General features: G+C 41.6%; 22 protein-coding genes. 8 read left to right on the top strand and 14 right to left on the bottom strand.

What is annotated here, in order from left to right; translation table 11 throughout:
• The first annotated feature begins 2 nt into the window (after nt 1-2).
• Nucleotides 3-875, top strand: a complete 873-nt coding sequence (gene sdaAA, locus NGI26_RS08565; RefSeq protein ID WP_251938753.1) for an L-serine ammonia-lyase, iron-sulfur-dependent, subunit alpha — start codon at nt 3-5, stop codon at nt 873-875.
• Nucleotides 876-898: 23 nt separating this feature from the next.
• Nucleotides 899-1,540: an HAD hydrolase-like protein gene (locus NGI26_RS08560; protein WP_251938751.1), complete on the top strand. Its 642-nt coding sequence runs from the start codon at nt 899-901 to the stop codon at nt 1,538-1,540.
• Nucleotides 1,541-1,625: 85 nt separating this feature from the next.
• Here the strand turns inward: NGI26_RS08560 and NGI26_RS08555 are convergent, their stop codons facing one another.
• From NGI26_RS08555 to NGI26_RS08535, 5 genes are all read right to left on the bottom strand, one after another.
• Complete coding sequence (locus NGI26_RS08555) at nt 1,626-2,033, bottom strand: DUF805 domain-containing protein (RefSeq protein ID WP_251938749.1); 408 nt, start codon at nt 2,031-2,033, stop codon at nt 1,626-1,628.
• 53 nt (nt 2,034-2,086) lie between these two features.
• The gene (locus NGI26_RS08550; RefSeq protein WP_251938747.1) at nt 2,087-2,551 is read right to left on the bottom strand and encodes a DUF805 domain-containing protein; all 465 of its coding nucleotides are present in this window, start codon (nt 2,549-2,551) and stop codon (nt 2,087-2,089) included.
• 138 nt (nt 2,552-2,689) lie between these two features.
• On the bottom strand, nt 2,690-3,154 hold the full coding sequence (locus NGI26_RS08545; protein WP_251938746.1) for a DUF805 domain-containing protein: 465 nt from the start codon (nt 3,152-3,154) through the stop codon (nt 2,690-2,692).
• 163 nt (nt 3,155-3,317) lie between these two features.
• Nucleotides 3,318-5,168: a polysaccharide biosynthesis protein gene (locus NGI26_RS08540; RefSeq protein WP_251938744.1), complete on the bottom strand. Its 1,851-nt coding sequence runs from the start codon at nt 5,166-5,168 to the stop codon at nt 3,318-3,320.
• A 77-nt stretch (nt 5,169-5,245) separates the two neighbouring features.
• A complete protein-coding gene (locus tag NGI26_RS08535) occupies nt 5,246-6,076 on the bottom strand; it encodes a glycosyltransferase (protein WP_251938742.1) in 831 nt (276 codons plus the stop codon).
• Nucleotides 6,077-6,289: 213 nt separating this feature from the next.
• On the opposite strand from NGI26_RS08535, the gene NGI26_RS08530 reads away from it, so the two are divergent.
• The 5 genes from NGI26_RS08530 to NGI26_RS08510 all read left to right on the top strand — a co-directional run bounded on the left by NGI26_RS08530 (nt 6,290) and on the right by NGI26_RS08510 (nt 10,468).
• Entirely contained in the window at nt 6,290-7,456 is a 1,167-nt protein-coding gene (locus NGI26_RS08530; RefSeq protein WP_251938740.1) for a CynX/NimT family MFS transporter, read from the top strand.
• Nucleotides 7,457-7,595: 139 nt separating this feature from the next.
• On the top strand, nt 7,596-7,922 hold the full coding sequence (locus tag NGI26_RS08525; RefSeq protein WP_006153330.1) for a PadR family transcriptional regulator: 327 nt from the start codon (nt 7,596-7,598) through the stop codon (nt 7,920-7,922).
• Complete coding sequence (locus tag NGI26_RS08520) at nt 7,909-8,502, top strand: DUF1700 domain-containing protein (RefSeq protein WP_251938738.1); 594 nt, start codon at nt 7,909-7,911, stop codon at nt 8,500-8,502. The genes NGI26_RS08525 and NGI26_RS08520 overlap by 14 nt, the downstream gene beginning before the upstream one ends.
• Nucleotides 8,495-9,448: a DUF4097 family beta strand repeat-containing protein gene (locus tag NGI26_RS08515; protein WP_251938736.1), complete on the top strand. Its 954-nt coding sequence runs from the start codon at nt 8,495-8,497 to the stop codon at nt 9,446-9,448. The genes NGI26_RS08520 and NGI26_RS08515 overlap by 8 nt, the downstream gene beginning before the upstream one ends.
• Nucleotides 9,449-9,496: 48 nt before the next feature.
• Nucleotides 9,497-10,468, top strand: a complete 972-nt coding sequence (locus NGI26_RS08510) for a DUF6574 domain-containing protein (RefSeq protein WP_251938734.1) — start codon at nt 9,497-9,499, stop codon at nt 10,466-10,468.
• A gap of 106 nt (nt 10,469-10,574) precedes the next feature.
• Here NGI26_RS08510 and NGI26_RS08505 read toward each other — a convergent pair whose 3' ends face one another.
• The 9 genes from NGI26_RS08505 to NGI26_RS08465 form a co-directional block, all read right to left on the bottom strand.
• Nucleotides 10,575-11,435, bottom strand: a complete 861-nt coding sequence (locus NGI26_RS08505; RefSeq protein WP_251938731.1) for a DUF4299 family protein — start codon at nt 11,433-11,435, stop codon at nt 10,575-10,577.
• A gap of 120 nt (nt 11,436-11,555) precedes the next feature.
• Nucleotides 11,556-12,542 (bottom strand): oxygen-dependent tRNA uridine(34) hydroxylase TrhO, encoded by a 987-nt coding sequence (gene trhO, locus NGI26_RS08500; protein WP_251938730.1) that lies wholly within the window; start codon nt 12,540-12,542, stop codon nt 11,556-11,558.
• Nucleotides 12,543-12,836: 294 nt separating this feature from the next.
• Nucleotides 12,837-14,321 (bottom strand): ABC transporter substrate-binding protein, encoded by a 1,485-nt coding sequence (locus NGI26_RS08495; RefSeq protein ID WP_251938728.1) that lies wholly within the window; start codon nt 14,319-14,321, stop codon nt 12,837-12,839.
• A 105-nt stretch (nt 14,322-14,426) separates the two neighbouring features.
• Nucleotides 14,427-15,347, bottom strand: a complete 921-nt coding sequence (locus tag NGI26_RS08490; RefSeq protein ID WP_006149055.1) for a carbohydrate ABC transporter permease — start codon at nt 15,345-15,347, stop codon at nt 14,427-14,429.
• Nucleotides 15,348-15,360: 13 nt separating this feature from the next.
• Nucleotides 15,361-16,290, bottom strand: a complete 930-nt coding sequence (locus NGI26_RS08485) for an ABC transporter permease (protein ID WP_006153360.1) — start codon at nt 16,288-16,290, stop codon at nt 15,361-15,363.
• Nucleotides 16,291-16,501: 211 nt separating this feature from the next.
• Nucleotides 16,502-18,382: a beta-N-acetylhexosaminidase gene (locus NGI26_RS08480; protein ID WP_251938726.1), complete on the bottom strand. Its 1,881-nt coding sequence runs from the start codon at nt 18,380-18,382 to the stop codon at nt 16,502-16,504.
• Nucleotides 18,376-19,245: an ROK family protein gene (locus NGI26_RS08475; RefSeq protein ID WP_251938724.1), complete on the bottom strand. Its 870-nt coding sequence runs from the start codon at nt 19,243-19,245 to the stop codon at nt 18,376-18,378. Before NGI26_RS08475 ends, NGI26_RS08480 begins: the two co-directional genes overlap by 7 nt.
• Nucleotides 19,246-19,329: 84 nt before the next feature.
• A complete protein-coding gene (locus NGI26_RS08470; protein ID WP_251938722.1) occupies nt 19,330-21,975 on the bottom strand; it encodes an alpha-mannosidase in 2,646 nt (881 codons plus the stop codon).
• A 185-nt stretch (nt 21,976-22,160) separates the two neighbouring features.
• A complete protein-coding gene (locus tag NGI26_RS08465; protein ID WP_251938720.1) occupies nt 22,161-23,441 on the bottom strand; it encodes a glycoside hydrolase family 125 protein in 1,281 nt (426 codons plus the stop codon).
• Between the two features lie 171 nt (nt 23,442-23,612).
• Between NGI26_RS08465 and NGI26_RS08460 the strand changes: the two genes are divergently transcribed.
• The gene (locus NGI26_RS08460) at nt 23,613-25,697 is read left to right on the top strand and encodes a GH92 family glycosyl hydrolase (RefSeq protein WP_251938718.1); all 2,085 of its coding nucleotides are present in this window, start codon (nt 23,613-23,615) and stop codon (nt 25,695-25,697) included.
• The last annotated feature ends 149 nt before the right edge of the window (nt 25,698-25,846 follow it).

Below are 25,846 nucleotides of genomic sequence, written 5' to 3'. Positions count from 1 at the left end.
ATATGTTTTACTCTATCAAAGAATTAGTCGAACAAGCCGAACTTGATTTTCAAGGAAACGTTGCTGAACTCATGATTAAGACTGAGTTTGAGCTAACTGGTCGTGAGCGTGGAGAAGTTCTTCTCCTCATGGAGCGCAATCTTGAAGTCATGAAGGCATCTGTTGAACTCGGACTCAATGAGAATAAATCTCGTAGCGGTTTGACAGGTGGTGATGCTGCCAAGCTAGACCACTACATCAAAAAAGGAAAGACCTTATCAGACTTTACTGTCTTGTCTGCTGCCCGTAACGCTATTGCCGTTAATGAGCACAATGCCAAGATGGGCCTTGTTTGTGCAACACCGACTGCAGGTAGTGCAGGTTGTCTTCCCGCAGTTCTCACATCCGCTATTCAAAAACTAAATCTAACTCATGAACAACAACTAGATTTCCTCTTCGCTGCTGGTGCTTTTGGGCTCGTCATTGCTAACAATGCTTCTATCTCGGGGGCCGAAGGAGGTTGTCAAGCAGAAGTGGGTTCAGCTTCAGCCATGAGTGCTGCCGCCCTAACCCTAGCTGCAGGTGGAAGTCCTTACCAAGCTAGCCAGGCCATTGCCTTCGTTATCAAAAATATGCTCGGTCTTATCTGCGATCCAGTTGCAGGTTTGGTTGAAGTGCCATGTGTTAAGAGAAATGCTATGGGAGCAAGCTTTGCCTTTATCGCAGCTGATATGGCTTTAGCTGGCATCGAATCAAAAATCCCAGTTGACGAAGTCATTGATGCCATGTACCAAGTGGGCTCTAGTCTCCCAACTGCCTTTCGTGAAACTGCCGAAGGTGGTCTCGCAGCTACACCGACAGGCCGTCGTCTTCAAAAAGAAATCTTCGGCGAATAATTTCAAGATTACTAGGAGAATCAATGTCATCCTTATCAGCCATCTTTTTCGACTTAGATGGAACCCTTGTGGACAGCTCTATCGGTATTCACAATGGCTTCACCTATACTTTTGAACAACTTGGAGTCCCTAGTCCAGACGCAAAAACCATCCGTGGTTTTATGGGCCCTCCACTGGAGACTAGTTTTGCTAGTTGCCTCTTGCCCAATCAGATTGAGCTAGCTATCCAGCTTTATCGCTCCTATTATAAGGGAAAAGGAGTTTACGAAGCCCAGCTGTTTCCACAAATCAAGGAACTACTCGCTGAACTAGCTCAACAATATCCTCTCTATATCACGACAACAAAAAATACTCCGACAGCAGTCCATATGACAGCTAATTTTGAAATCAATCATTTCTTTGCCGGCATCTATGGTTCAAGCCCTCAAGCGGTGCACAAGGCAGATGTTATTCGTCAAGCTTTGGCAAGTCATAACTTGGATCCAGAAAAAGTGGTCCTTATCGGAGATACGAAGTTTGACATGATTGGTGCCCAAGAAACTGGTATTAGAAAACTAGCTGTTACTTGGGGATTTGGTGATGAGAAAGATCTCATGACCTATCAACCTGACTGGGTTGCTCATCAACCAGCAGACATTTTACGTCAACTACAATCGAAGTCCTAAACAAAAAGCACTCCAATTAAATTGGAGTGCTTTTTAACTTGTTATTGCTTCGGTCTCTAAACTTTCAGCCCTCAAGCTCCGCCATTTATGAACCAGACACTTCCTTTGTAGGCATTGCAAGTAGGATTAAAAGGGTAACACCTTCTAGCGAAAGTACAGGAAGAAAGATAAAACCACTTAAGATAGCTAGCAATGGAATCAATTCGAAAAAAATAAAAGCCCAATGGAGGCCTGCATCTCTTAAACGACGAACTTTTAGAGCAAGGCTAGGAATAAATAACACCATAAATAAAATGATATAAAGACTTAAGATGGCTACGCCTGAAATTGGGTCTACTTCTTTTCCGTCATTCAAAATCATTTGAAAATAGATAATATAAAGTGGGATACAAAAAACATTATTCATCAACCAAACCCACCAAAAGTCTGGACGTGTTGAATGCCCTGAAAAGTCTGCAAATCCTTTAAAGAAATTTTTATAAGCCTTAATCATAGGTAACTCCATATTTGATGTTAAACAAGATTCAACTGTAAAACTAGAATCTCTTAGTTCTTATCTGATTCTTCGAACGGTGTGTCTTCGATGACTTCTTCGACTTTGACTGTTTGAGGTTCACTATAGTTGACCACTTCAGTTTCTTTTGTCGGCATAGCGAATAGGATCAACAGAGCAATCCCTCCCATTGGAGCGAAGCGAAGAAAGATAAAGGCCCAGTGGAAACCAGCGTCACGCAAACGACGAACTGACAAAGCTAAAGTCGGCACTAAAATTGCTAGGTAGAAAACTGCATAAATAATGGCAACTAAACCAAAAACCATGAAAGTAGCTTCGCTAGCTGAGTCGCTCACTGAATCCATCTCCGTACTAAGATATACAATGGAGATATATATGATCCAGAAAGGAATAGAAATGATAAAGTTTCCTAACCAAACCCACCAGAAGTCTGGACGTGTTGAACGACCAGTGAACTCTGCATATCCCTTAAAGAAATTTTTATACGCGTTAATCATACGATACTCCCAATTTTTATTTTACTGTACAGTTATAGAAGACTCCCAGATCTAGTAAAAGACCTGGGAGTGTTTTTAGGATCTAGCTTTACAATCTTAAAAGATCTTATCAACTAGAGATGCTTTAACAATTTTACTTTAGTTCTTGTCTATTTCTTCAAATGGTGAGACTTCTTGAGCTTCAACTGCCTCTACAACTTCTTCAGCTTCTTCAGCTTGAACTTCTTTTACTTGGTTCATAACTGGAGTTGCTTCTTCCTTTGTTGGCATAGCAAAAAGTACTAGAAGAACAATACTACCCAGTGGAACGAATAAAATAAAGATAAGTGCCCAGTGGAAACCAGCGTCACGAAGGCGACGGACCATCAAAGCAAGCGACGGTAAGAAAAGTGCTAAGCCAAAAATAAAATAGATAATAGCGATAAAGCCCAAAGCAATAAGAGCGCTCTCTTTTCGTGAATTAGCTAGAGCATTTCCGTATGTTAAGAAGAAAGGAATATAAAGAATCATATTTCCAAGCCAAACCCACCAGAAATCTGAACGTGTTGAACGGCCTGCAAAATCTACATAGCCTTTAAAGAAACTTTTATAAGCGTTAATCATAAGATACTCTCTGTTATTGTTATTTGTTATATTTTACCATATCTGTTCACTTAGAGCAAATATGTTTAAAATTAGCTGAAAATTCCTCTAAATATAGAAAAAAGATATTACCTGTCACCTCCACTTAAAGAAGATTTGACGGATAATACCTTATTTTTTATATTTAATCCACATGAGTTGTTTCATTAGCAAAAGCTATGATTGCTCTCTTCAATTCAGAACCCTGCAAGGTACGGAACTCTTCAATCTTCTGGTTGATCATCTCAAGAGGCATCACATTTACTTTACCAACAAAGATCTTGTCCATTACTTGATTGTCAACTAGTTCAGTTGACACAAGCAACTCTTCGTATAGTTTTTCACCTGGGCGAATACCTACTTCTACGATTGGAATTTCATTTTCAGTATGACCACTGAGTAGAACCATTTTCTTAGCCAAATCGTAGATGCGAACAGGTTTGCCCATATCAAGGATAAAGACTTCTCCATCCTTGGCATAAGCACCCGCATGTATCACCAAACGACTAGCTTCTGGAATGGTCATAAAGTAACGAGTCATTCGGAAATCCGTCACCGTTACAGGACCGCCTTCAGCAATCTGACGTTCAAAGACAGGAATCACACTGCCCCGACTACCAAGTACATTCCCGAAACGTACCGCACAACAAGTAGACTGGCTACGTTGGTTAAATCCAGTAACAATCAACTCTGCAACACGTTTGGTAGCTCCCATTACATTCGGCGGATTGACAGCCTTATCAGTTGAAATCATAACCATTTTAGGTACTTTCGCTGCATCAACTGCCTTGGCAACATTGTATGTTCCAAGGATATTATTTTTAAAGGCTTCTTTTGGATTGCGCTCCATCATCGGAACATGCTTATGGGCTGCAGCATGGTAAACAATGGCTGGCTCGTACTGCTCAAAGACTTGAAGCAAACGATCGTAATCTTGAATATCGGCAATGACAGGAACAAAATCAATTCCCTGGAACTTGCGAATCAATTCATGGTAAATTAGATAAATAGAGTTTTCTCCATGACCGAGCAAAATGACACGTTCAGGATTGAAGCGACTAACTTGACGGCAAATTTCTGAACCAATTGAACCTCCGGCACCAGTCACCAAGATGGTTTTACCAGTGATTTCAGAACCTAGACGCGATTCATCAAGCTGAATCTCCTTACGTCCCAAAAGGTCTGTGATATCAATTTTCTGGAAACCACCTGCTTGAGGCTGGATACCTTGCACAACTGACTCAATCATCGGCATCTTAAAGCATTTTATACCGATATGGTTACACATTTGCAGGATTCGCTCATATTCAGATGGATCTAGAGACGGAATCGCAACGATAACTTTTTCTACTCTGTAGCGTTTGGCCAATTCTGGTAGATCATCATAAGAACCCAAAACTGGGATTTTCCCAAGCTTTTGACCTTTTTTCTTTTCATCATTATCCAAAATCCCAACTAACTCAAGGTCACTAGTAGGATGTTGGTAGCTGTTCATAAAGAGCGCTCCACCATCTCCGGCACCAATCAAGAAGGTACGGCGGTGTTCTCCATCTCCATTTCCCTTTTTACGTCTTGAGTAAATCAACTGCCAAGTGATACGAGGAAGTAGAATCAAGAAAGTTGTTAATAGGATAAAGAGTACGATAAAGCGGACAGAAAAAAGTGGCAAAAAGGCATAGCAAATAACATAAGATAAGATACTACTGATGGTCACTCCGAAGAATATCTTCATAAAATCTGTGATTTTACTATAGCGACTAATGCTAGCGTTGAGACCCCAGAAGCCAATCATAAGTTGATAGAACAGGAAGGTTAGACCTGTGTAAATGACATAGTCTACTGGGGCTGGATTAATCAAGCCATAAAATAGAATATAGGAAACAATAATTGATAAGACCATACTGGCAATATCAAAAAATCCCCAAAATATTTGTTTTTGTTGTTTATTTAATACTTCAACCAGATCAATTACGTAATCTGTTATTTTTTTATTCATGTGAATGGTATCCTCCTACACAGAATCACATTTTCTAGTAATCTTCAGATAAATTTTTAAAATCCAATTGGCTACAATTACTTGCTTTTTCTTAGAAGTTTTAAAAATATAAACTGTCGCACAAAGCCTGGGCACAGAGCAACGACAACCTGAATTAAAACACTTTTCAGGTATTCGCCATAAGAAATCTGCCCACGCGCGTGCATTCTTTGACGTGCCTGACGATAGAGTTTGAGATAGCGAAGGCCCCCACGGCGTTCAAACATCCCTGCCCCCACTCGTACCTTACATAGGATTTGATCCACATTTCCAGTTCGAGCTCCAGCACTAATCATATTGAGCCAGAGAAGATCATCTTCCATATAAAGACCATCCTCATAGTTACCAGCCTTGAGCACCATTTCTTTTTTGAACATGACAGTCATGTGATTAAAGGCGCTTCTCATACGCTGGTAGGCAACGATATCCTCATGCTTAATCGGCACACGACGATAAGACACAATCTCGTCTGGTTGATCGATAAATTCTGCAATATGACCACCCAGCAAATCCAAATTCTCTGTTTCCATCAATTCGAACTGTTGTTCGAAACGGTCTTCGACAGCAATATCATCTGTATCCATACGAGCAATGACGTCATATTGGCACTGTAAGACGCCATACTGAAGCGCTAAACCTAAGCCACGATTTTGCTCAAGTGGGCAACGCTTGATTGGAATACTAGACTGTGCTTCCAATTTCTCCAAAACTTGATACAGTTCAGGTGTCAGCAGACCATCTTCGACGATGACCACCTCGCTAGGTTTGAGCGTTTGATGTATGATACTCTCTACCGCCTCTTCTAGAAAGACTGGGTTTTCTTTAACATAGACTGACATCAAGACGCTAAATTTACGATTTTCAGACACAGTACTTCTCCAATGTATAGATTTTCTTTCACTATTTTATCACAAATTTCCAGACTTTCCTATTTTTATTTGAATAGCAGAAAAAAACTAGTAAATCTATCCTTCTTTTTCCCATGATTTCGCTGAGCTAAGTAACGGATTCTCTCTATCTTGACATCTATAGGAAAAAGCTTTAAAATAAGCTGTTATCAAAATCAGTTTATTGAGGTTCACATGAAAAAACGATCACTCTTTTTTATTCTAGGAATTGTCTTAATCGGAGCGGTCTTAAGAACTCCTTTTACAGCCTTACCGACTATTTTAGGAGATATTGCTCAAGGTTTAGGAGTTGAGGTCAGCTCACTTGGTGTTTTGACTAGCCTTCCTCTCTTAATGTTTGCTCTTTTTTCCTCTTTTGCGACCCGTTTAGCTCAAAAGATTGGACTCGAGCACCTTTTTACCTACAGCCTTATCGTATTGACCATAGGTTCAGTGATTCGTATCTTCAATCTCCCATTGCTTTATCTGGGAACCCTACTCATCGGAGCAAGTATCGCTATTTTTAACGTGCTCCTGCCTAGCGCTATTCAGGCCAACTACCCACAAAAGATTAGCCTCCTGACAACCATCTATGTGACCTCTATGGGGATTACAACGGCTCTTGCTTCCTATCTCTCTGTACCCATTACTCAGGCGACATCTTGGAAAGGCTTGATCCTCTGTTTATCCTTGGCCTGCCTACTAACTTTAGTTGTCTGGTTCCCCAATCATCGTCACAATCATTTTCTAAAAAGAAGTGAGAAAAAACAAAAGAAAGAGAATATCTTAAAAAACAAGGAAGTTTGGGCTATTATTGTATTCGGTGGACTTCAGTCCTTGCTCTTCTATACCAGTATGACCTGGTTACCTACCATGGCAATCAGTGCTGGACTATCTCATACGGACGCTGGTCTTCTGGCTTCTATCTTTTCACTGATTAGTATCCCCTTCTCGATGACAATTCCAAGTTTAACGACTCGTTTGTCCAATGGTCACCGTCAAATCATGCTGACAGTCATCTCGCTAGCTGGAATGTTTGGAATTGCCATGCTCCTATACCCGAGCAAGAGTTTCCTTTACTGGTTAGTAGCGCATCTCTTGATTGGTACTGCTTGTAGCGCTCTTTTCCCTTATCTCATGGTTTGCTTCTCCATCAAAACTAGTTCCCCTGAAAAGACAGCCCAATTATCTGGACTTGCCCAGACCGGTGGTTACATCCTAGCAGCCTTTGGACCAACTCTGTTTGGCTATAGTTTTGACATGTTTCAATCTTGGATTCCAGCTGTTCTAGCTCTCCTCATCATTGATATCATCATGACAATCGCCCTCTTTATGGTGGATAAAACTGAGGAAATCCTCTAATCTTCTAGTTTTTACTAGGAGATTTTTTATATATAAAAATTTTACACATATTACTTGACAGGGCTTACATTTAGATGTATGATGTATGTGTAGAATAATTATATATAAAATTTTTACATACTAAAAAAGGAGGTGCCCCATGTATTTTCCAACATCAGCGGCCTTGATTGAATTTCTCATCTTGGCCATCCTAGAACAAGGGGATTCCTATGGTTATGAAATTAGTCAAACCATTAAACTCATTGCCAAAATCAAGGAATCTACCCTCTACCCCATCTTGAAAAAACTGGATACCAACCGCTATCTGACTACATACTCTCGCGAATACCAAGGTCGGATGCGGAAATACTACTCCTTAACAGAGATTGGGGAGGAGCAACTATTTGTACTCAGAGAAGAGTGGACACTCTACACTGACACTATCAACGGCATCATAGAAGGGAGCGTTCGCCATGACAAGAACTGAATATTTGAATCAGCTTGAAGCCTATCTGATGAAGCTTCCTCAATCTGATCGCATTGAAGCCATGGATTACTTCAAAGAACTCTTTGATGATGCGGGTCCAGAAGGTGAGGAGGAGCTTATCGCTAGCCTGGGAAGTCCAAAAGAAGCTGCCCATGATGTCCTGACTACTCTTCTTGATAAGAAAATCAACGAAGAAAATTCCAGCAAGAACGACCGCCATATTTTACGCATCGCTCTACTAGCCCTTCTTGCAGCTCCTATCGGAATTCCAGTCGGAATTGCTCTTCTCATGGCTATCATCGGCATTTTTATCGCCGCTGTCAGCGTACTTATAGCCTTCTTTGCTGTATCAGCAGCTGGGATGGTTCTCGGAGCTGTTCTCCTATTTGAAAGCTTCTACATTCTGGCTGAATCTACATCTGCTTTTGTGCTGATTTTTGGTGGTGGTTTACTGGCGATCGGAGCTTCATCCCTAGTCTTACTAGCCACTTCTTACGTAACACGTTTCTTTGGATTACTAGTCCTTCGACTCATCCAATGGATTCTTAATAGAGGAAAGAGAGGTGAAAGACATGCGTAAATGGACAAAAGGATTTCTTATCTTTGGTGTTGTCACCAGTATCATTGGTTTTTCCATGATGATCATCGGTATCCAAACAGATGGTGTCAGAAGCCTTCTTGCAATGTCTCAAAATCCAGTATTTGAAAGTCGAATGGAAGAACTCGTTTTTGATCAAGATATTGAAAATCTAAACATCTCACTGACAGAACATTCGCTCGTCATTACGGAGTCAAACGATGATAAGATTCACATCCAGTATCATCCAACCATCTCTGAAAAAGAAAATCTCCAACATTCTATCAAAGAAAAAACTCTTGAGATTTCCGACACCAAGTCAACGACACACCGCTTTGTAGGTTCTAGTATCGAGGGAATCCTATTTATCGCAAGTGGAGTCTCAAGTCGCAATGATGAAGTCGTTCTATCACTACCAAAAGGAAGAGAATTAAAAAACCTAACAGCCCAGGTTAACCATCGTATCCTTTCGATTGCTAATGCAAAAGTCAGCAACGCCAAGATTCAGTCAAATGGCTATCTTCTTCGTATCACTAATAGCGAGATCAAAAACAGCCAACTGACCACAACTGGGATTGTCAATGTATTTGAAACAAGTCTAACAGATAGCCGCATCCAAGCAGACCATGAACATATCACTACAGACAATATCCAAGTGCACGGTAAGGTAGAGCTAAAGGCAAAAAAAGATATGGTTATCCAGTTATCCAAAAAAGAACTTGAGAGAATCAATCTTAACCTCTCATCTGAACACGGCGCTATTTATCATCGAACTCGAGAAGGAGTTCATCCTGTCCAGGGAAATCATGAAAATAAGGACGAAGAATTCTCCAATCCTTACAACGTAGAGAAGAAAGATACTCAAGACACCCTCCTTGCAAAAGCGGGCCAAGATATCAACATTCCAGACGAACCAGATCGCTCACCCAATTCGAGAAATCATTATTAATAGTTAATCATTACTACTCAAACAAGAAATAAAAAAGGAGGTCCCATCATGACTCAAGAATGGTTCGAAAGTGCTGATTTCGAGAAAACAGCCAACAATGATAAAAAAGATAGCCCATCCGACTCAGTTCTCCTTGAAGAAGATGTAGAGACAAGAGAAGAGGCGCCAGTGGTTGAAGAAAATCTTCAAGTCAATTCTGAAGAACAAGAAGCTGACCTAGAAAAAGTAGAGAATGGCGAACACGAAGAGATCGTGGAAAATACAGAAAAGATAGACAAGTCAGAAGAATCTGTTAAAGAAGTTTCTCAGACAAGCAAACCTTTGACCAACAAATCCTTGGAAAGTCCATTTGTCCCAGACCCTGTCCCTACAAAAACAGCAATCTTCAAAGAAGAATTTACTGATTTTTGGATTTGGCTACGAGGAGCTCTGAAAGAACCGACAACTAGTTTCGATACAGATAAGAAACATAGTTACACTGCCTTTGCGCTCCTGACTATCTTTTCTGCTACGAGTTTCTTCTTAAGCATCTATCACATCAAGCAAGTCTACTACGGTCATATGGCAGCCATCGACTCTAAAGCTCTCCAGCATTTCCCTTCACTGAATCTCTTTTCTATCTTCTCCATCTTGGTAGCGACAAGTTTATTCTACTTTTCAATCCTCGTAGGTGGATTCGTGGTTAAACGTTTTGTCGATCAGGACAATGATTGGACACTGGAAAAAGCCTTGCAAGAGTTTAGCAGACTCTTCGCCCTTCCTATCCTGCTCACGGGTATTGCGAGTTTCTTTGCCTTCTTTAATAGTCTACGTTTTGCGGCTCTTCTTTGCCTCATTAGCATTGGTCTGGCACTTCTTGCCAACCTCTATACCATCTCAAGGCCAAGTAAAGATAGCCAAACCGACTCCTTCTATCGCCTTCTCTTGGCTTTCCTAGTCAACGGAAGTATCCTATTTCTCTTTTTCCTAGCAGAAATGGCACTGGTTTTTGATTATCTCCGAATTCTAGCCTTTATGTAATATAAAATCCTGTCAGCTCTTGACAGGATTTTTTGTGTATACAAAAAGCAGACTAAACGATCTGCCTTGTCACATTATTTAAAACTAGTATCTTTCATTTATGCCTTTAGTCACCTTTTACTAAGTTCTCAAAATCTTCCCCCAAAACAGGCCCTACTTCTACTTGGTTAGCATCTAGGTCCTGATAGAGCTCCTTTGGAAGAGCTTCTAAGAAGGCTTTGTAATCTAATCTAGCTACCGCTTCGTAGTTTTCAGGCTTAGAACCATCTCCAGATATTTTCACCAAATCAATTTCCCAAACAAGCTCCTTGCCAACTAATTGCTCCACGTAAGGAGCTGGAATCACCGGTTCTTTTGGTAAAATAGTTTTTACTCCCTGAGCAAGGTGGTAGATACCATGAACCTTCCCTTCCCCATCTGGATAGAATTTAGCACTGGAAGGATATGCATCTGATCCTTGTACCTTCTTCACTAACTCTTCAAAACGTGTCAAGCCATCTTCAGCTAAAAAGCTCTCCAGGTAGTCCTTGTTGAGATAGATAGGGGACAAGAGCCCTTGGCAATATACTAGACGAGTCACCTTATCAGCTAGATAATGCTTGGCCATTTGTCGGAAATAGGTTCCAAAGTCAAATCCTTCTAGCCCTTCTACCGCTTGCCCCAACTTGCCAGATAGGGCCTGGAGGAGAGTCTCTACAATCTCCCAGTCTGCTCTAGTAAGAAAATCTGAAATCACCACTTGATAGCCTTTTCGACTATCCGCATAGTTGACCTTGAAAAGAAATTGCGACTGCCCTACAATCCCACACTCGATATACTCAAGGTGATTGAGAGGTTGACGGAGGTAAACTGCATCATAACTATGTGACTCTAAGCCATCTACTAGGGCCAAAACTGACTTAGCTGTTAAAATCTCCTGTTGTCCTAGAATGCTTTCTTTATTTGGGATAAAAAATGTTTTCGCCATAACTGGCCTCCTTTGAAATCGTTTACATACAGTATAACCTATTTTCCTGAAAGATACAGAAACAAATTTTAGATTTTTAGATAAAAAGCATAGAAAAACAGCCTTTGAAGGCTGTTTACTTTATACTGAAGCGACGTGATCCAAGCTTTCACCGATAGCGGCTAGGCGCTCCACCACCTCTGCTTGTGTTAATTCATTTTCTGAAACATAGCGGTTACGTGGGTGAACACGACACTCGTGTGAGCATCCACGAAGGTACTTGTCTTCATTTTCTTCTGATGTTAGGATACGACGGTTACAGAAAGGATTTCCACAGTTGACATAACGTTCACATGGTGTTCCATCAAACCAGTCTTTCCCTACGATGGTTGGGTTGACATGGTTGACATCAACTGCGATACGCTCGTCAAAGACGTACATTTTCCCATCCCAAAGCTCACCTTGGACTTCTGGATCTTTACCGTAAGTTGCGATTCCTCCGTGCAATTGACCGACATCTTTGTAACCTTCACGGACCATCCAACCTGAGAATTTCTCACAACGAACGCCACCTGTACAGTAAACCACAACTCGCTTATCCATGAATTTTTCCTTGTTGTCACGGACCCATTGTGGCAACTCACGGAAGTTGCGGATGTCTGGGCGGATAGCCCCACGGAAGTGTCCTAGATCGTACTCATAATCGTTACGTGTGTCAAGGACAACGGTATCTTCGTCAAGAAGGGCTTCTTTGAACTCTTTTGGAGACAAGTAGGCACCTGTTGTTTCAAGTGGGTTGATGTCGTTGTCAAAGTCGTTGTCTTCCAAACCAAGGTGGACAATTTCTTTCTTGTAGCGAACAAACATCTTCTTGAAGGCTTGTTCATTTTCTTCGTCAATCTTGAACCAGAGATCTTCCATCCCTGGGAGGCTGTGAACGTAGTCCATGTATTTTTGAGTTGTTTCGTAGTCACCTGAAACGGTTCCGTTAATTCCCTCGTCAGCGACTAGGATACGGCCTTTGAGGCCAATTGATTTACAGAAAGCCAAGTGATCTGCCGCAAATTGCTCTGCATTTTCAATTGGAGTATAGAGGTAGTAAAGTAAGACACGAATATCTTTTGCCATAAGATTTGTTCTCTTTTCTATTCTTAAATTTTCAGAATTTTTCATCTAACTATACTAGTATACCCACTTGGGAAAACGAATGCAATTTATTTGACCGAAAATTGAAAACAAGACCCAATTTCAGATCTTTTTTCAGCTGTGCTTGTGTCCAAGCTTATATGTAAGAGCAAATATCTAGATACCAATGCAAATAAATATATGTGTTTGCCCAAAAAAATCACCACCCCGTCTGGAAATATCTAGACAAGGCAGTGATCGCATCTTTTAGGAATGAATACACGAAATCAATCTATCTTAAGATTTTTTGTTTTTCAAGAATTCGTCGTATTGTTTTTGCATTTCATCCAATACTTTTTGGTATGCACCTTCAGATTTAAGTTTTTCCATCAATTCTGGAATAGCTTTTTCTGGGTCTACAGTACCAGTGTTGATAGCTGTATCGAATTGTTGCATAGTGTTAGTGATAGCTGAGATTTCAGATTTCACATTGTCAGTGTTGAAGATAAATCCAAGCGCTGGAGATTCTTTTGCAGTTTCCAAGTCTTTCTTAGATTGTGCAATTTGCTCATCTGTTACGTTTTCGTTGATGTAAAGGATCCAGTTGTTACCAGTGTTCCATCCTGACATGTGAGTGTTTCCTTTGTATCCATCAAGGACTTTAACACGGTTTTCTTTACCTGCTACTTTTTCCCAGTTCTTGCCTTCTGGTCCATAAACAAGTCCGTTCAAGAGTTCTGGGTTAGTGTTCAAGAGGTTCAACACTTCCATTGCTTTTTCTTTGTTCTTAGAGTTGTTTGAGATTACAAAGTTAGCAACTTGAGTTGTTTGATTTTTCTTGATGAAGTTAGTAAATGGTTTGATTTTGATGTCTCTGTTAGCAACACGAGAAAGCAAGCTGCTACCGTAGTCAGCTGGTCCTACTGTTTCTTCGCGAACAAGCCAAGTATCTTGAGTAAGGTCATATGAAGTTTCGCTTGTTGCTACGTCTTTTGGAATGTATCCTGCTTCATAGTATTTGTGAAGAGTCTTCAAGTGTTCTACGAAACGAGGAACTTCGTAACGGTTTACAATCTTAGTAGTATCACCTTCAAGGTCGATAACGAATGGAAGACCATTTGCAACTGGATAGTCAAAGTTTTCTGATGGAATAAAGTTTTTACCAACAGCGAATGGCATTACATCTGGAGCTTTTTCTTTGATTTGTTTCAAGACTGGTTCAAGTGTTTCGTATGAAGTTACACCTGAGATATCGATGCCGTATTTTTCAAGAAGTGGGCCGTTGAAAGCAAAGTTTTGTGAAGATGCAACGTTGGCTGCAACTGGAACTGCATAGATCTTACCGTTTACAGTGTTCCCTTTGATGTAAGCTGGGTCAAGCGCTTTGTAAAGGTCAGCTCCTTCTTTCTTGTACAATTCTGTCAAGTCAGCATAAGCACCTTTTTGAGCGTTTACGACATAGTTATCTGCAAATGCGATATCGTAGTTTTCACCTGAAGAAGTGATAACTGACATTTTCTTACCGTAGTCACCCCATCCAAGGTATTGGATGTCTAATTTAGCACCAACTTTTTCGCCGATGATTTTGTTTGCATTTTCTAGCAATTCATCCAAATTATCTGGTTTGTCACCGATTTGGTACATTTTGATAACAGTTTTGTCACCTGAAGCTGAGTCAGCAGCTTTTTGGTTGTTTCCTTTAAGGTTTCCACAAGCTGCAAGGCTAGCTGCTAAAGCGACAAGGCTAGCAGATGCAAAAGCATATTTTTTCCAGTTTTTCATGATAAAAACTCCTTTTTTTATTTTTAATTTATAAACAATTTTAATGAGTAACTTTTCTGATGATGAAAAGTTAGATAGAGAAGAGAAATCTTGTTTCTCAATGTTTTATTCTTTAACACCACCGATAGTCAAACCTTTTACAAAGTAGCGTTGGAAGAACGGATAGAGAATCGCAATTGGAACAGTTGCAACTACAACCATTGCCATACGTCCTGTTTCTTTTGGTAGGGCAACTGCAAGTTGTCCAGACATTCCAACTGACTTGGCAATGTAATCCATGTTGTTTTGAATTTGCATGAGCAAATATTGCAATGGATACAAGTTATCACTCTTGATGTAAAGAAGAGCATTAAACCAGTCGTTCCAGAAGCCAAGAGCTGTTAAAAGCGTGATGGTTGCGATACCTGGTAGTGACAGTGGCAAACAGATCTGGAAGAAGATCCGAGCCTCGCTGGCACCATCGATACGAGCTGATTCGAGGATTGCTTCTGGGATGGTCTTCTTGAAGAAGGAACGCATCAACATGATGTTGAATGGTGATAGAAGCATCGGAACGATCAAGGCCCAAATGGTATCACCAAGGTGAAGCAACTGAGTTACCACGATGTAGCCTGGTACCAAACCAGCATTGAACAACATACTAAGCAAAGCGAAGATTGTAAAGAATTTACGATACTTAAATGTTGAACGTGAGATGGCATAGGCGTAAGTTGTAGTGATAAAGACGTTTGTCAATGTACCGACAACTGTCACAAATACTGAGATAAAGAGCGCTTGTAAAATCTTATCTTTGAACTGAGCTAAAAACTCAAAACCATCTAATCCAAATTGTGATGGGAAAAAGCTATATCCATATTGAACAATACTCTTCTCATCTGTAACAGAGATGATGATGACAAAGATGAAAGGCAAGATACAAGAGAAGGCCAGCAAACCTGATATGATACTAAAGAAGATATCTGCTTTCTTGCTGAAGGAGTGTATGCCAACATTATCAATTTTTTCTTTTTGAATTTTTTTTGCCATATGCTCCTCCTTTCTAGAATAGTGCTGAGTTAGGATCAACACGTCTTGCAAGTAAGTTTGATAGGATAACTAGAATCAAACCGACAACTGACTGATAGAGACCGGCTGCTGAAGCCATACCAATATCTGCTGTCTGAGTCAAACCATTAAAGACATAGACGTCTAATACGTTTGTTACACTATAGAGCTGACCAGCGTTGTGAGGGATTTGGTAGAATAGACCGAAGTCTGCACGGAAGATGTTTCCGACTGCAAGGATGGTCAATACTGTCACAAGTGGTGTCAACTGAGGAATCGTTACGTTGCGGATACGTTGCCATTTGCTAGCACCGTCCACTGTCGCTGCTTCGTAGTAAGTTGGATCAATACCCATGATGGTTGCGTAGTACATAACACTACTGTATCCAAACCCTTTCCAAATACCTAGGAAGAGGAGAAGATAAGGCCAGATACTGACGTCAGCGTAGAAGTTAATTCCCTTCATGCCAAGAGCTTCCAAGGTGTGGTTAATAAGCCCTTTATCGATATTTAGAAAAGCATCTGTAAAGAAACTGATGATAACCCAAGATAGGAAGTAAGGAAACAACATAGAGGTTTGGTAGATTTTAACCATTCTCTTAGAGCGAAGTTCACTAAGGATAATGGCGATACCAACTGACACAATCAAACCGATAAAGATAAATCCAAGGTTGTAAAGGACAGTATTTCGAGTGATGACAAAGGCATCTTTCGAACTAAACAAGAATTTAAAGTTATCTAGTCCGACCCATTTACTATTTATAATACTGTGGACGAATCCTTCACCAGTCATATGATAGTCTTTGAAGGCAACCACATTCCCAAAAACTGGAATGTAGAAGAATAAAATCAACCAAATTGTTCCTGGTAAAACCATTAAGAGAAAAATCCAATTATCTCTTAAAGTTTTTGAAAACTTATTCATAATTTCCTCCCTTTTTATTTTTCTAAAGCTTCATAATCTCACATTTTTAGATTTGATAACGTTTACAAAAATAGTATACTCTTATTTTTAGGACAGTTTAAACTACAAATTATAGAAAAAACTCCACAAATTATTTTATGTGGAGAACTTTTTTTATATGAGAAGTATGTTTCACGAGAAACACCCTGCTCCTAACAGGGTACTCTTATCCTTAGGTTGTATAAATAGTAGAAGCCGTCGCAATCGTATGCCACTGGTTGGCTGTCGTTGCTGCGAAGTCCTTATCTGCGTAGAAGTCAGTAAATGGCAAGATCTCTACTTCCAACTCATCAATACGTGAGATGGAACCAGCTAGATAGTCTTCAATACGACTTTCTGCACGCTTGATCCGTTGCAAGAGTCCTCCCATGCGAATATCGACCGTATCTAAACCAAAGACCTTGTTTTCTTTTAGCCATTGGTGGCTAAAGACGGCATGGAAGTTTTCGATTTGGCTTCTCAATTTTGGTAATTCTTGTCTGGCGATTGCTTGCAGACTTTCTTTATCGTTTGTTTGGTAGGCCTGCCGAATGCGTCGTCCAACATCCACTTTGTTGCTTAAAATAGCATTTAATTGAGCCTGTGTTTCAAAGAGATAGGTGTAGATGCCTGCTTTGTCTTTGATAGCAGCAAGGGTCTCCGCAGCCTGAGCAAAGTGCGGTTTGTCCTGTTCAGGTGTCATGTGTCTGTCAAGAATAGGGCAGAGAACATCCTGATAAAAGACATAGCGGTTGGGATTGATGCCACTGAGATTGTCTGGTAGATCTGGCAATAGGTTAGCTAGGTCAATCTGCATAAAGTCTTCAACTGAGAGACCTGTATTGGTCTTGAAATGGGCTGACAAACGCTCTAAATCGTTGCGATAGCTAAGTTCTGCCCAAATTTGCAAGCTCGGTAGGATAGAAAACTGGGCAGTTTCTCCACCATTATCCCCCCAACCAGTCACGATAACTTCTTTTATCTGATTGACACGACAGGCTTTATTGGCCTCGATAGCGATGAGACGGCTGAAATGGTTGTTGGGTGTGAAACCGATCCACTTCCAAGCACCACCTGCAAAGGCAATATCTTGGCTAATCTTGTGGTGATTACGGAAATTACGATTGTACTTTTCTTCGCTATCTTGATAATAATCCCAATAAACCAAGATTACACGATCTTTGAGACGGTCTAGGTAGACACGAGTTTCCTCAGGAATTTCCACATCGCGATCGTACTGGCCATCTGCTGACATGAGTTTGAAGAACATATCGCTCCACATCTGGCAGTGGAAACCATACTTGTCTGCAATATCCAGCACGCGCTCCAAATGTTGGCACATAAGAAGACTACGATCGACAACGCCGTTTAGGATGAGGTAGCGTCCCAAACCAACCAAGTGGGCTTCATCCATTCCGATATTGACCTTGCGAGTTTGCAGTTTAGACAGAGTAGCAAACATGCCGTCAATCAGGTCGTACACTTTTTCTTCGCCGATAAGGAGAATGTCCTCAACATCACGGAGTTGCTGAACTTCTTTGACACCCCATTTGACAAAGGCTGACAAGTGGGCCAAGGTCTGGATACATGGTACAAAGGTCATGTCAAACTGCTGGGCGTAAGCTTCAATTTCCTGTAATTCTTCAGCTGAATAGGCCCCACGGAAATAGCCAAAATAAGGTTGTCCCTCTATTTGATAGGTATCTTCCATGTAAAGTTCAAAGGTTGAGTAGCCCATGAGAGCTAAGACCTCAATCATCTGCTTGGCAGAGGCAACATTCATTACAGCATTACGGGAACAATCTGCCATGTAGGCTAAATCTTCATAAGCCGCTTGCTCCTCAATATCCACCTTGTTACCTTCTGCTAAAGCTGTTGCTAGCACAGGCAAGGCACGGTAGAGTTGGTGAGGTTTGTCATAAGTCAATTGATACTGTCCGCCCTCACCCTTGATAGAGATAGAGGCTTGGTCAGACTGAGCAACTGCCACTTCTACATCTGGTAGAGAAATGTGCTTTTGAAGCAACTCTAGAGCTTGAGCTTGTTTATTGCTAATTCCGGTAAAGTTTACCATTGGTTTTCCTCCTGTAACCAGTTGACAAGAGCACCGTAGAGATTAGCATCTGCGTGATAGGTGCAGGCTTGGATGACTGGTGCAATTGTATATTCTTCATATCTTTCCACAAAAGCATCTACTGCTTTTTGAACCCCTTTGATAAACTCTGGATTCTGACTGATAGACCCACCTAGGCTAATGACATCTGGGTCGATCAGATACTGAATATTGAGTAGTCCTTGGGCAAGATTGCGGTTCATACGCTCAATGGCTTCTTGACAAAGGGCATTCCCTGCTGCCGCCTCCTGGTAAATCTTACGGCCATCCCAATCACTTTGACCAGATTTTTCGATTACATAACGAACCATGTTTCCTGTCGAAGCTAATAGCGACCAGTTGTTGAGTTTTTCAGCTGGTTCGATAGTTGTCATGTAACCAAACTCACCACCTAAGCCGTGGCGACCTCGATGAAGTTTACCATTGATAATCATGGATCCACCAATTCCTGTTCCAATCACGACACAGGCTGCATTTTCAATCTCTGGGTGAGCCAGCAGTTCACTAAGTCCAACACAGTTAGCATCATTTTCGAGATGGACAGGTAGCTGATGATGAGCAAGGGCCTCATACCATGAAAAACCATGAATATAAGGAATGGCACTAATCCCCTCAATGACACCTGTCTCTTGGTTGACCGCTCCTGGAACACTCATGGCAATCCCGCGATAGTCCTGTTCTGACAAACGTTGGTCCAACCAAGCCAACAAATCTTCTAGCGTTTCTGGAGTTGGGGTGCTCGTCTTATCTAAAATCTTTCCATCAGAAGTCAGACTAGCAAACTTAACGCCAGTCCCTCCGATATCAATCGTTGCAATGGTCATTGCTTTTACCTGCAAAAAGGAGCGAGTCAGCAGTTGGTTCTTACTTCTTCGCTCCTCCTTTCTTTTTCTGTCTACTATTTGAAATTAAATTTCTTCTTTTTGAATGAATTCTGTACGAATTTCCTGTGGTGCCAATAGTCCTGAATGAACTGGGTATGGACGTTCCAGCAAGTCAAGAATGGTTTGTTGTTTTTCAGACACACGAATATTTTCTTGGCTCATATTGTAGTAACGAAGGACGTAACCTTCTTCATTTTCAGCTACCTTAAATGCTGTTGGACAAACTTGTGGCAAGTTCAATGCTGGATGGTTGAAGAGACTACCCGTTGCTGCAACGCTACCTTCTTGTTTTGCAACCTGAAGAGCTGTAAATGGCACTTGGAAGGTTTTGGCACGACGGAAGGCTGTGAAACGATCCTGAGCCTTATGGCATTCTACTGCAAACTCAACTTCGATATCGCGCAAGCATTGTGCTTCTGGTGTTGGGAAGTAGCCCCAGTCACCGAGTTCGCCTGAAGCACGAAGAAGGGTTACAGCCATGGTGTCATCTCCAAGGATTTCATACTCGTGCAATCCTTTATTGGATACGGTCACTCCTTTGACATCATCATACAAGCTGACAAAGGCTTGTTGGTGTTGTGGATTTTCAGGATTTTCCCAAGAAGCTGCTGGTTTATTTGGTCTTGTCACAACTTCATAGATGCTTTCAGAATCATTGCTTGGACGAGTGTTATGAGTTTTCACCAAGAGACGGATGCGGTGATCCTTGGCAGTATTGGTAAAACGAGTTTTAAAACGAATCTGTGGATTATCCACAAAGACGGTCATCTCAGTTTCAAGAGGAATGGTTGTCAACTCTTCTGAACGACCTGCATCTCGTTTCATGAACTCGATAATGCCTCTTTGTTCAGCATCCAATTTTTCATCTGCACTGACTGGAATCGTCAAGTCGTGTTTGAGCAATACCTTAGCATAGCGAGCATTGTTTTCTAAGACTTCGTATCCTTTCAATTGAGCATAGATTGGCTCAGTACCTTTTGGTTGGAAGTAAATATACTCGTTTCCGATATCTCCACGGTCTTCAAAGCGGATAAAGTCTTCGTAAGCTTCATTTGTAGTCTTGTCATAGACTGTGATTCCTTCATCTACACTCACAGTTACAAACGGTGTATCAATAACCCCATTTTGATAAATACCATCTCGGTATTCTACTTGGCCTTCAACCAATTGGAAACTAGCCCAAGAAAGTGGAGCAAGATGAACTGGGATTGTCACGCGCACTTGACGAGCGATATAAGGTTGACGGAATTTATCCTTAGGCAAAGTATAGCCAAAACTTGCTCCCAAGTCTTCAACCTCGGCTTCAAGGACATGACCATCCAAATCTTCAACATGGTAGGTTGGCAAGGTCAAGGCTGCCATCTTTTTGTAGCCTTCAGTTGGGTGTAATTCTTTGAACTCACAAGTAACGACGTCGAGTACCGTGCTAACAGTATCTACCTTGTCATGCAGACTCGTGTTGATGACAGTAAAGAGGTAGTCGCTCTCAGCATTTTGAGTTGCCAATTTCCCCTTCCATTCATTAAGAAGGTTACTCTTGACAAAGTTTCCGACTTGGTTGACCTTGGCAAAACGAACTTCCATTTCACGGTGAACTTCGTCGATGCTACATCCACAGATACTATCGTGTGGTGCATTCTGCAAAAGAACTTTCCAAGCATAGGTTAATTGATTTTTGTGGTTATGTCCACCAGTGATAATGGTCAAAGGTTCCACGACCTGCTCTAACAAGTTGCTATTTTCTTGAAAGGCTTGTTTGAGGTAAATACGGGATGAAGATGTGTTGGCAAGAGTGTACCAACCATCTGTTTCTTGGCTAGTCAACTCACCTGTGACCGTTGATAGGTGTTCAGGAAGTGCACTTTCCACTGCTTGGACATATTCGTCAAAGGAGCTATGAATAAAGGTCACGTCTGGAAAGAGTTCGTTTGCCACACGAATGGCTTCGCTCAGATTTCGCTGTACAGGCTGGTGGTCACATCCGTTCATCATCAACCATTGGTTGGTCGATGCATAGTCACGGACGTCTGCTAATTTTTGCTTCCAGAAAGCCATGGCCTCATCTTTATCCACTGGAATTTCATTCCCATTACTGTACCAGTTAGCAAAGAGAATACCAAGCACACGGCTACCATCAGCCCCCTGCCAGTACATTTCAGAAAATTGAGAGGTGAACTGTTCATCTTCAAGGACTTGATTGTCAAATCCGATTGGCTTGACACCGCGACCAAAGGCTGCGACGTGAATCCCTGATTTTTGAAGGATTTGAGGAGCCTGCCCCATATTTCCAAAGGTGTCTGGGAAGTAACCAATCTGAGTGGATTTGCCCCATTTTGCACATTCCGCTTGTCCAATCAAAGTATTGCGGACGTTGGCTTCACTGGAAATCAAGTAGTCATCCTGCAAGATATAGAAAGGACCAATCTTGAGTTTGCCTTCGTCGATATAACGCTGCACCTTGTCACGGTTTTCAGGGCGAATTTCTAAATAGTCATCAAGGACGATGGTTTGCCCATCCAAGTGGAAACTCTTGAACTCAGGATCATTTTCAAACAGATCAAAAAGATTGTCAAAAAGCTCCACCAATTGCATCCGGTGACTTTCAAAAGGTAGATACCACTCACGATCCCAGTGGCTGTGAGAGATAATATGTACAACAACATTTTCCATGAGTAAAACCTCATTCTAACTTTAATTTAAAAATAGATTTGTGATTCTTTACCAGAATCTGTTGAGCGAAACGTGCTCCTTATACTCAATGAAAATCAAAGAGCAAACTAGGAAGCTAGCCGCAGGCTGTACTTGAGTACGGCAAGGTGAAGCTAACGTAGTTTGAATTTGATTTTCGAAGAGTATTATCGAATATCCAAGTAATCCAAGACCAACTCACAAAACATCATGTTGGCCCATGAGAACCATTCACGAGAGTAGAGAGTCGGATCATCTACGTGGAAGCTTTCATGCATAACACCTGTTCCGCCATCGCAGGCAACTAGCTGGTCTAGCAAGTATTTTTTCTCAGCTTTATCTGTAGCTGTTAAGCCTTGAATTGATAGGGCAATCGGCCAGATATAGCGATAGAAGGTATGAGAGCTTCCGAGACCGCTAGCGTATTCTCCTTGGTAGAAGTAGGGATTTTCAGGGCTGAGAATGGTGCGACGAGTGGCTTGATACACTTCGTCATTGACATCGCAGTAACCAAGATAGGGAGCTGCTAACAAACTTGGTACGTTAGGGTCATCCATGATGCTAGCATTTCCTAGGCCATCCACTTCAAAGGCGTAAATCTTTTCACCCTTGCTATTGGTGGTGTAGGCATAGTTTTCGATCCCTTCTTGGATCTCTGCTTGCAGACGTTTGGCATCAACAATAATGCTCTCGCTATCAGCTAGGTCTAGTGTTGCAAAGATTTCTTGCACATAACCCAAGACAACCACTGCAAACATATTGGATGGAATCAAATAGCTATACTGACAGCAGTCATCACTCGGACGAAAAGCTGACCAGGTCATGCCTGTCACTGCAAAGTCAGGTCCAAAGCCATCATTTACCAGTGTGTCTTCCTTACGGTCTGTATCGCGGACAAAACGATATGGAGAGTTGTTGTGGTCCTGCTCTACTGTCCAGAGATGAAGAATTTCCTTGGTCGCAGCGACAAAAGTGTCATCAAACTGACTGGTCTCACCAGTCTCTTTCCAGAGGAGATAAGCCAACTGCAAGGGATAGCAAAGCGAGTCCACCTCATATTTGCGTTCCCAAATCCAGCCGTTAAGGTCTGTGTGGTCAGTCTCATGGTGACCCTTCCAGTTCTCCTCAATGTTAAAGGAGTTGGCATAGGGATCCTTAAGCACCAATGTCATCTGACGTTTGACCAAACCTGCAACGGTCTGACGCAAGAGAGGATCTCTTTTAGCCACATGAAGGTAGGGTCTGAGTTGGGCAGTCGAATCACGAAGCCACATAGCGGGAATGTCTCCTGTGAGCACAAAAGTTGAACCATCTTCCAATATCTCAACTGTATTATCCAAGGTGTCGGTGTAGCAACGCTCAAAGACATCCACCCATTCAGGATGTTCCTTGGCACGCTCTGCTACTTGGTCTAGCCATTCTCTGACAATTTCTTTTGAATATACCATAAACTATTTTGCCTCTTTCAAACAAGATTCATTTTCAGTATATAGCTTTTAGCCCAGAAAATATATACACAAATGATAGTCATTTTTCTACAAAATTGTTATATTTTAAAGCCGTTTTCTAAAAGTCATCTTTTTCTGATATAATGTAGAAAACTACTGAAGGAAATCACTATGAAACCTATACTTGAAAGCATCGATACGCGTTTTGGAACAGCCAGTAAACACGCATTCTCACGAGGCAATACACTACCATACACTGGAGTGCCTTTCGGCATGAATTACTTTGTTCCACAAACTAGTGATCAGGAAGGATCTTGGTTTTTTGATCCCCATCTTCCCATATTTCAGGGTGTTCGACTAACCCACCAGCCTAGCCCTTGGATTGGCGATTATTCTTGGTTACTACTGACTCCTGTTGCAGGAGAAATTAGCGGCGACACGCTCTTCCATCGTCAGTCTTCCTATAACCTCGATTGTGCTATTTTCAATCCCCATTATCTCAGAATTTTTTCTGAGCGTTATCAGATTGAGACTCAGCTCACACCAACCTGCTACGGGGCTTCTATTCAACTAAGACAGACACAAGGAAAAGCCCTATCCATCTATCTGCATGCGAATGATGACTTGACAGTAGTGCAAGTGGATGAACGTACTATCGATATTCGCCAAAGCGGATTAACCGAAACCAACAAAAGTCCTCTCGTCATGTTCACTGCCCTCGCATTCTCTAAGGATATCCTATCTATCAAGCAAGAGGGGCAAGACTGGCGTATTGATTTGGCTGTAGCAGAAGTTCAAGTTCAACTGGCAACTTCTTTTATTTCTAAAGAACAAGCTCGCTTTAATCTACCTAGCAAAGATTTTAAAGATACAAAAGCAGATGCTAAAGCAAGTTGGGAAGACCTGCTTGGTCGATTTGATGTCGTGGAAACCGGCCGTGTAGACAGAACATTTTTTGATCACTGTCTTTACAGACTCTTTCTTTTCCCGCAAACCTTCTACGAGGTAAATGAGCAGGGTAAAAGCATTCATATAGACCTTGCTTCAGAAACTATCAAACCCGGTCTGCTCTTTACCAACAATGGTTTCTGGGATACTTTCCGCACTTCATTCCCACTCTTTGCCTTGATTATTCCAGAGCACTATCGTCAGTTTCTTAAGGGCTTCCTCAATAGCTATCGCGACACTGGATATCTGCCTAAGTGGCTGGCTCCTGACGAAAGAGGAATGATGCCTGGTACTTTGATTGATGGTGTACTGGCAGATAGTGCTTGCAAAGACATGGCACCTGAAATTGAAGAAGAATTTCTCAAAGCCATGATCGAAACTGCGACCAAGGCAGATCCAAAAGCCATCAACGGACGCCATGGCCTTTCTCAATACCAGGAACTGGGCTACTTGTCCACAGATTATCATGAAAGTGTCAGCCACACACTAGACTATGCTTACAGTGACTTTTGTATCTCTACTTGTGCAGCAAAATTAGGGCAAGAAGAGCTAGCCCAAACCTATGCCCACTATTCTAAGAATTATCAAAACCTATTTGACCCTGAGACAGGCTATATGAGGGCGCGTGATGTAGATGGCAACTTCCGTCCTGACTTTTCTCCTTATAGTTGGGGCCGTGACTACGCCGAATGTTCAGCCATTCAAGCCAGTCTCGGTGTCTTGCATGACATTTCTGGACTTAGTCAACTAATAGGTGGAAAAGACGCCTTTAGCAACTATCTTTTGAAAGCTTGTCAAAGTCTACCGCTCTTTGAAACGACGGGTTATGGATATGAAATCCATGAGATGAGTGAGATGGCAACAGCGCCATTTGGTCAACTAGCCATTTCAAACCAACCTAGTTTCCACATCCCTTATCTCTTCCGCTACAGTAACTATCCTGAATACACTAGCCTTCTCATCAAGACGCTGCGTCAGAAGGCCTTCAAACCAAGCTGGGATGCCTACCCTGGCGATGAGGACAATGGCAGTCTCTCTGCTTGGTATATCTGGTCAGCTCTTGGATTCTACCCAACCTGCCCAGGAAAAGCGAGTTATGATCTTGGAATTCCTCTCTTTGACCACCTTCGTATCTATCTGGCTCAAGAAGATAAATGGCTTGAGATTCGTACTCAACAGAATCATGAACACTTCCACTTTGTCCAAAACTGTCTACTGGACGGGAAAGAAAGACAAAGCATCCGCCATCAGGAATTGCTCAATGCCAAGACTCTTGACTTTAATCTCAACTGGTTACCAAAGCAGTAATAACCCAACCCCTTTGTCATGTACAAGGGGATTTTCTTATCCATATAAAGTTATCCACAGGTTGTTGATAACCTTCAACTTTTCTTTGGAAAATATTTTCAAGTTTTTTCAAAATGCTTTTCCAATCCAAGTCTATAGGATTTATAACA

The organism is Streptococcus sp. Marseille-Q0941, from assembly GCF_943736975.1.
Taxonomy (GTDB): Bacteria; Bacillota; Bacilli; order Lactobacillales; family Streptococcaceae; genus Streptococcus.
The sequence above is the reverse complement of the archived record's forward strand: the minus strand, read 5'-3'. Positions and strand labels throughout refer to the sequence as shown.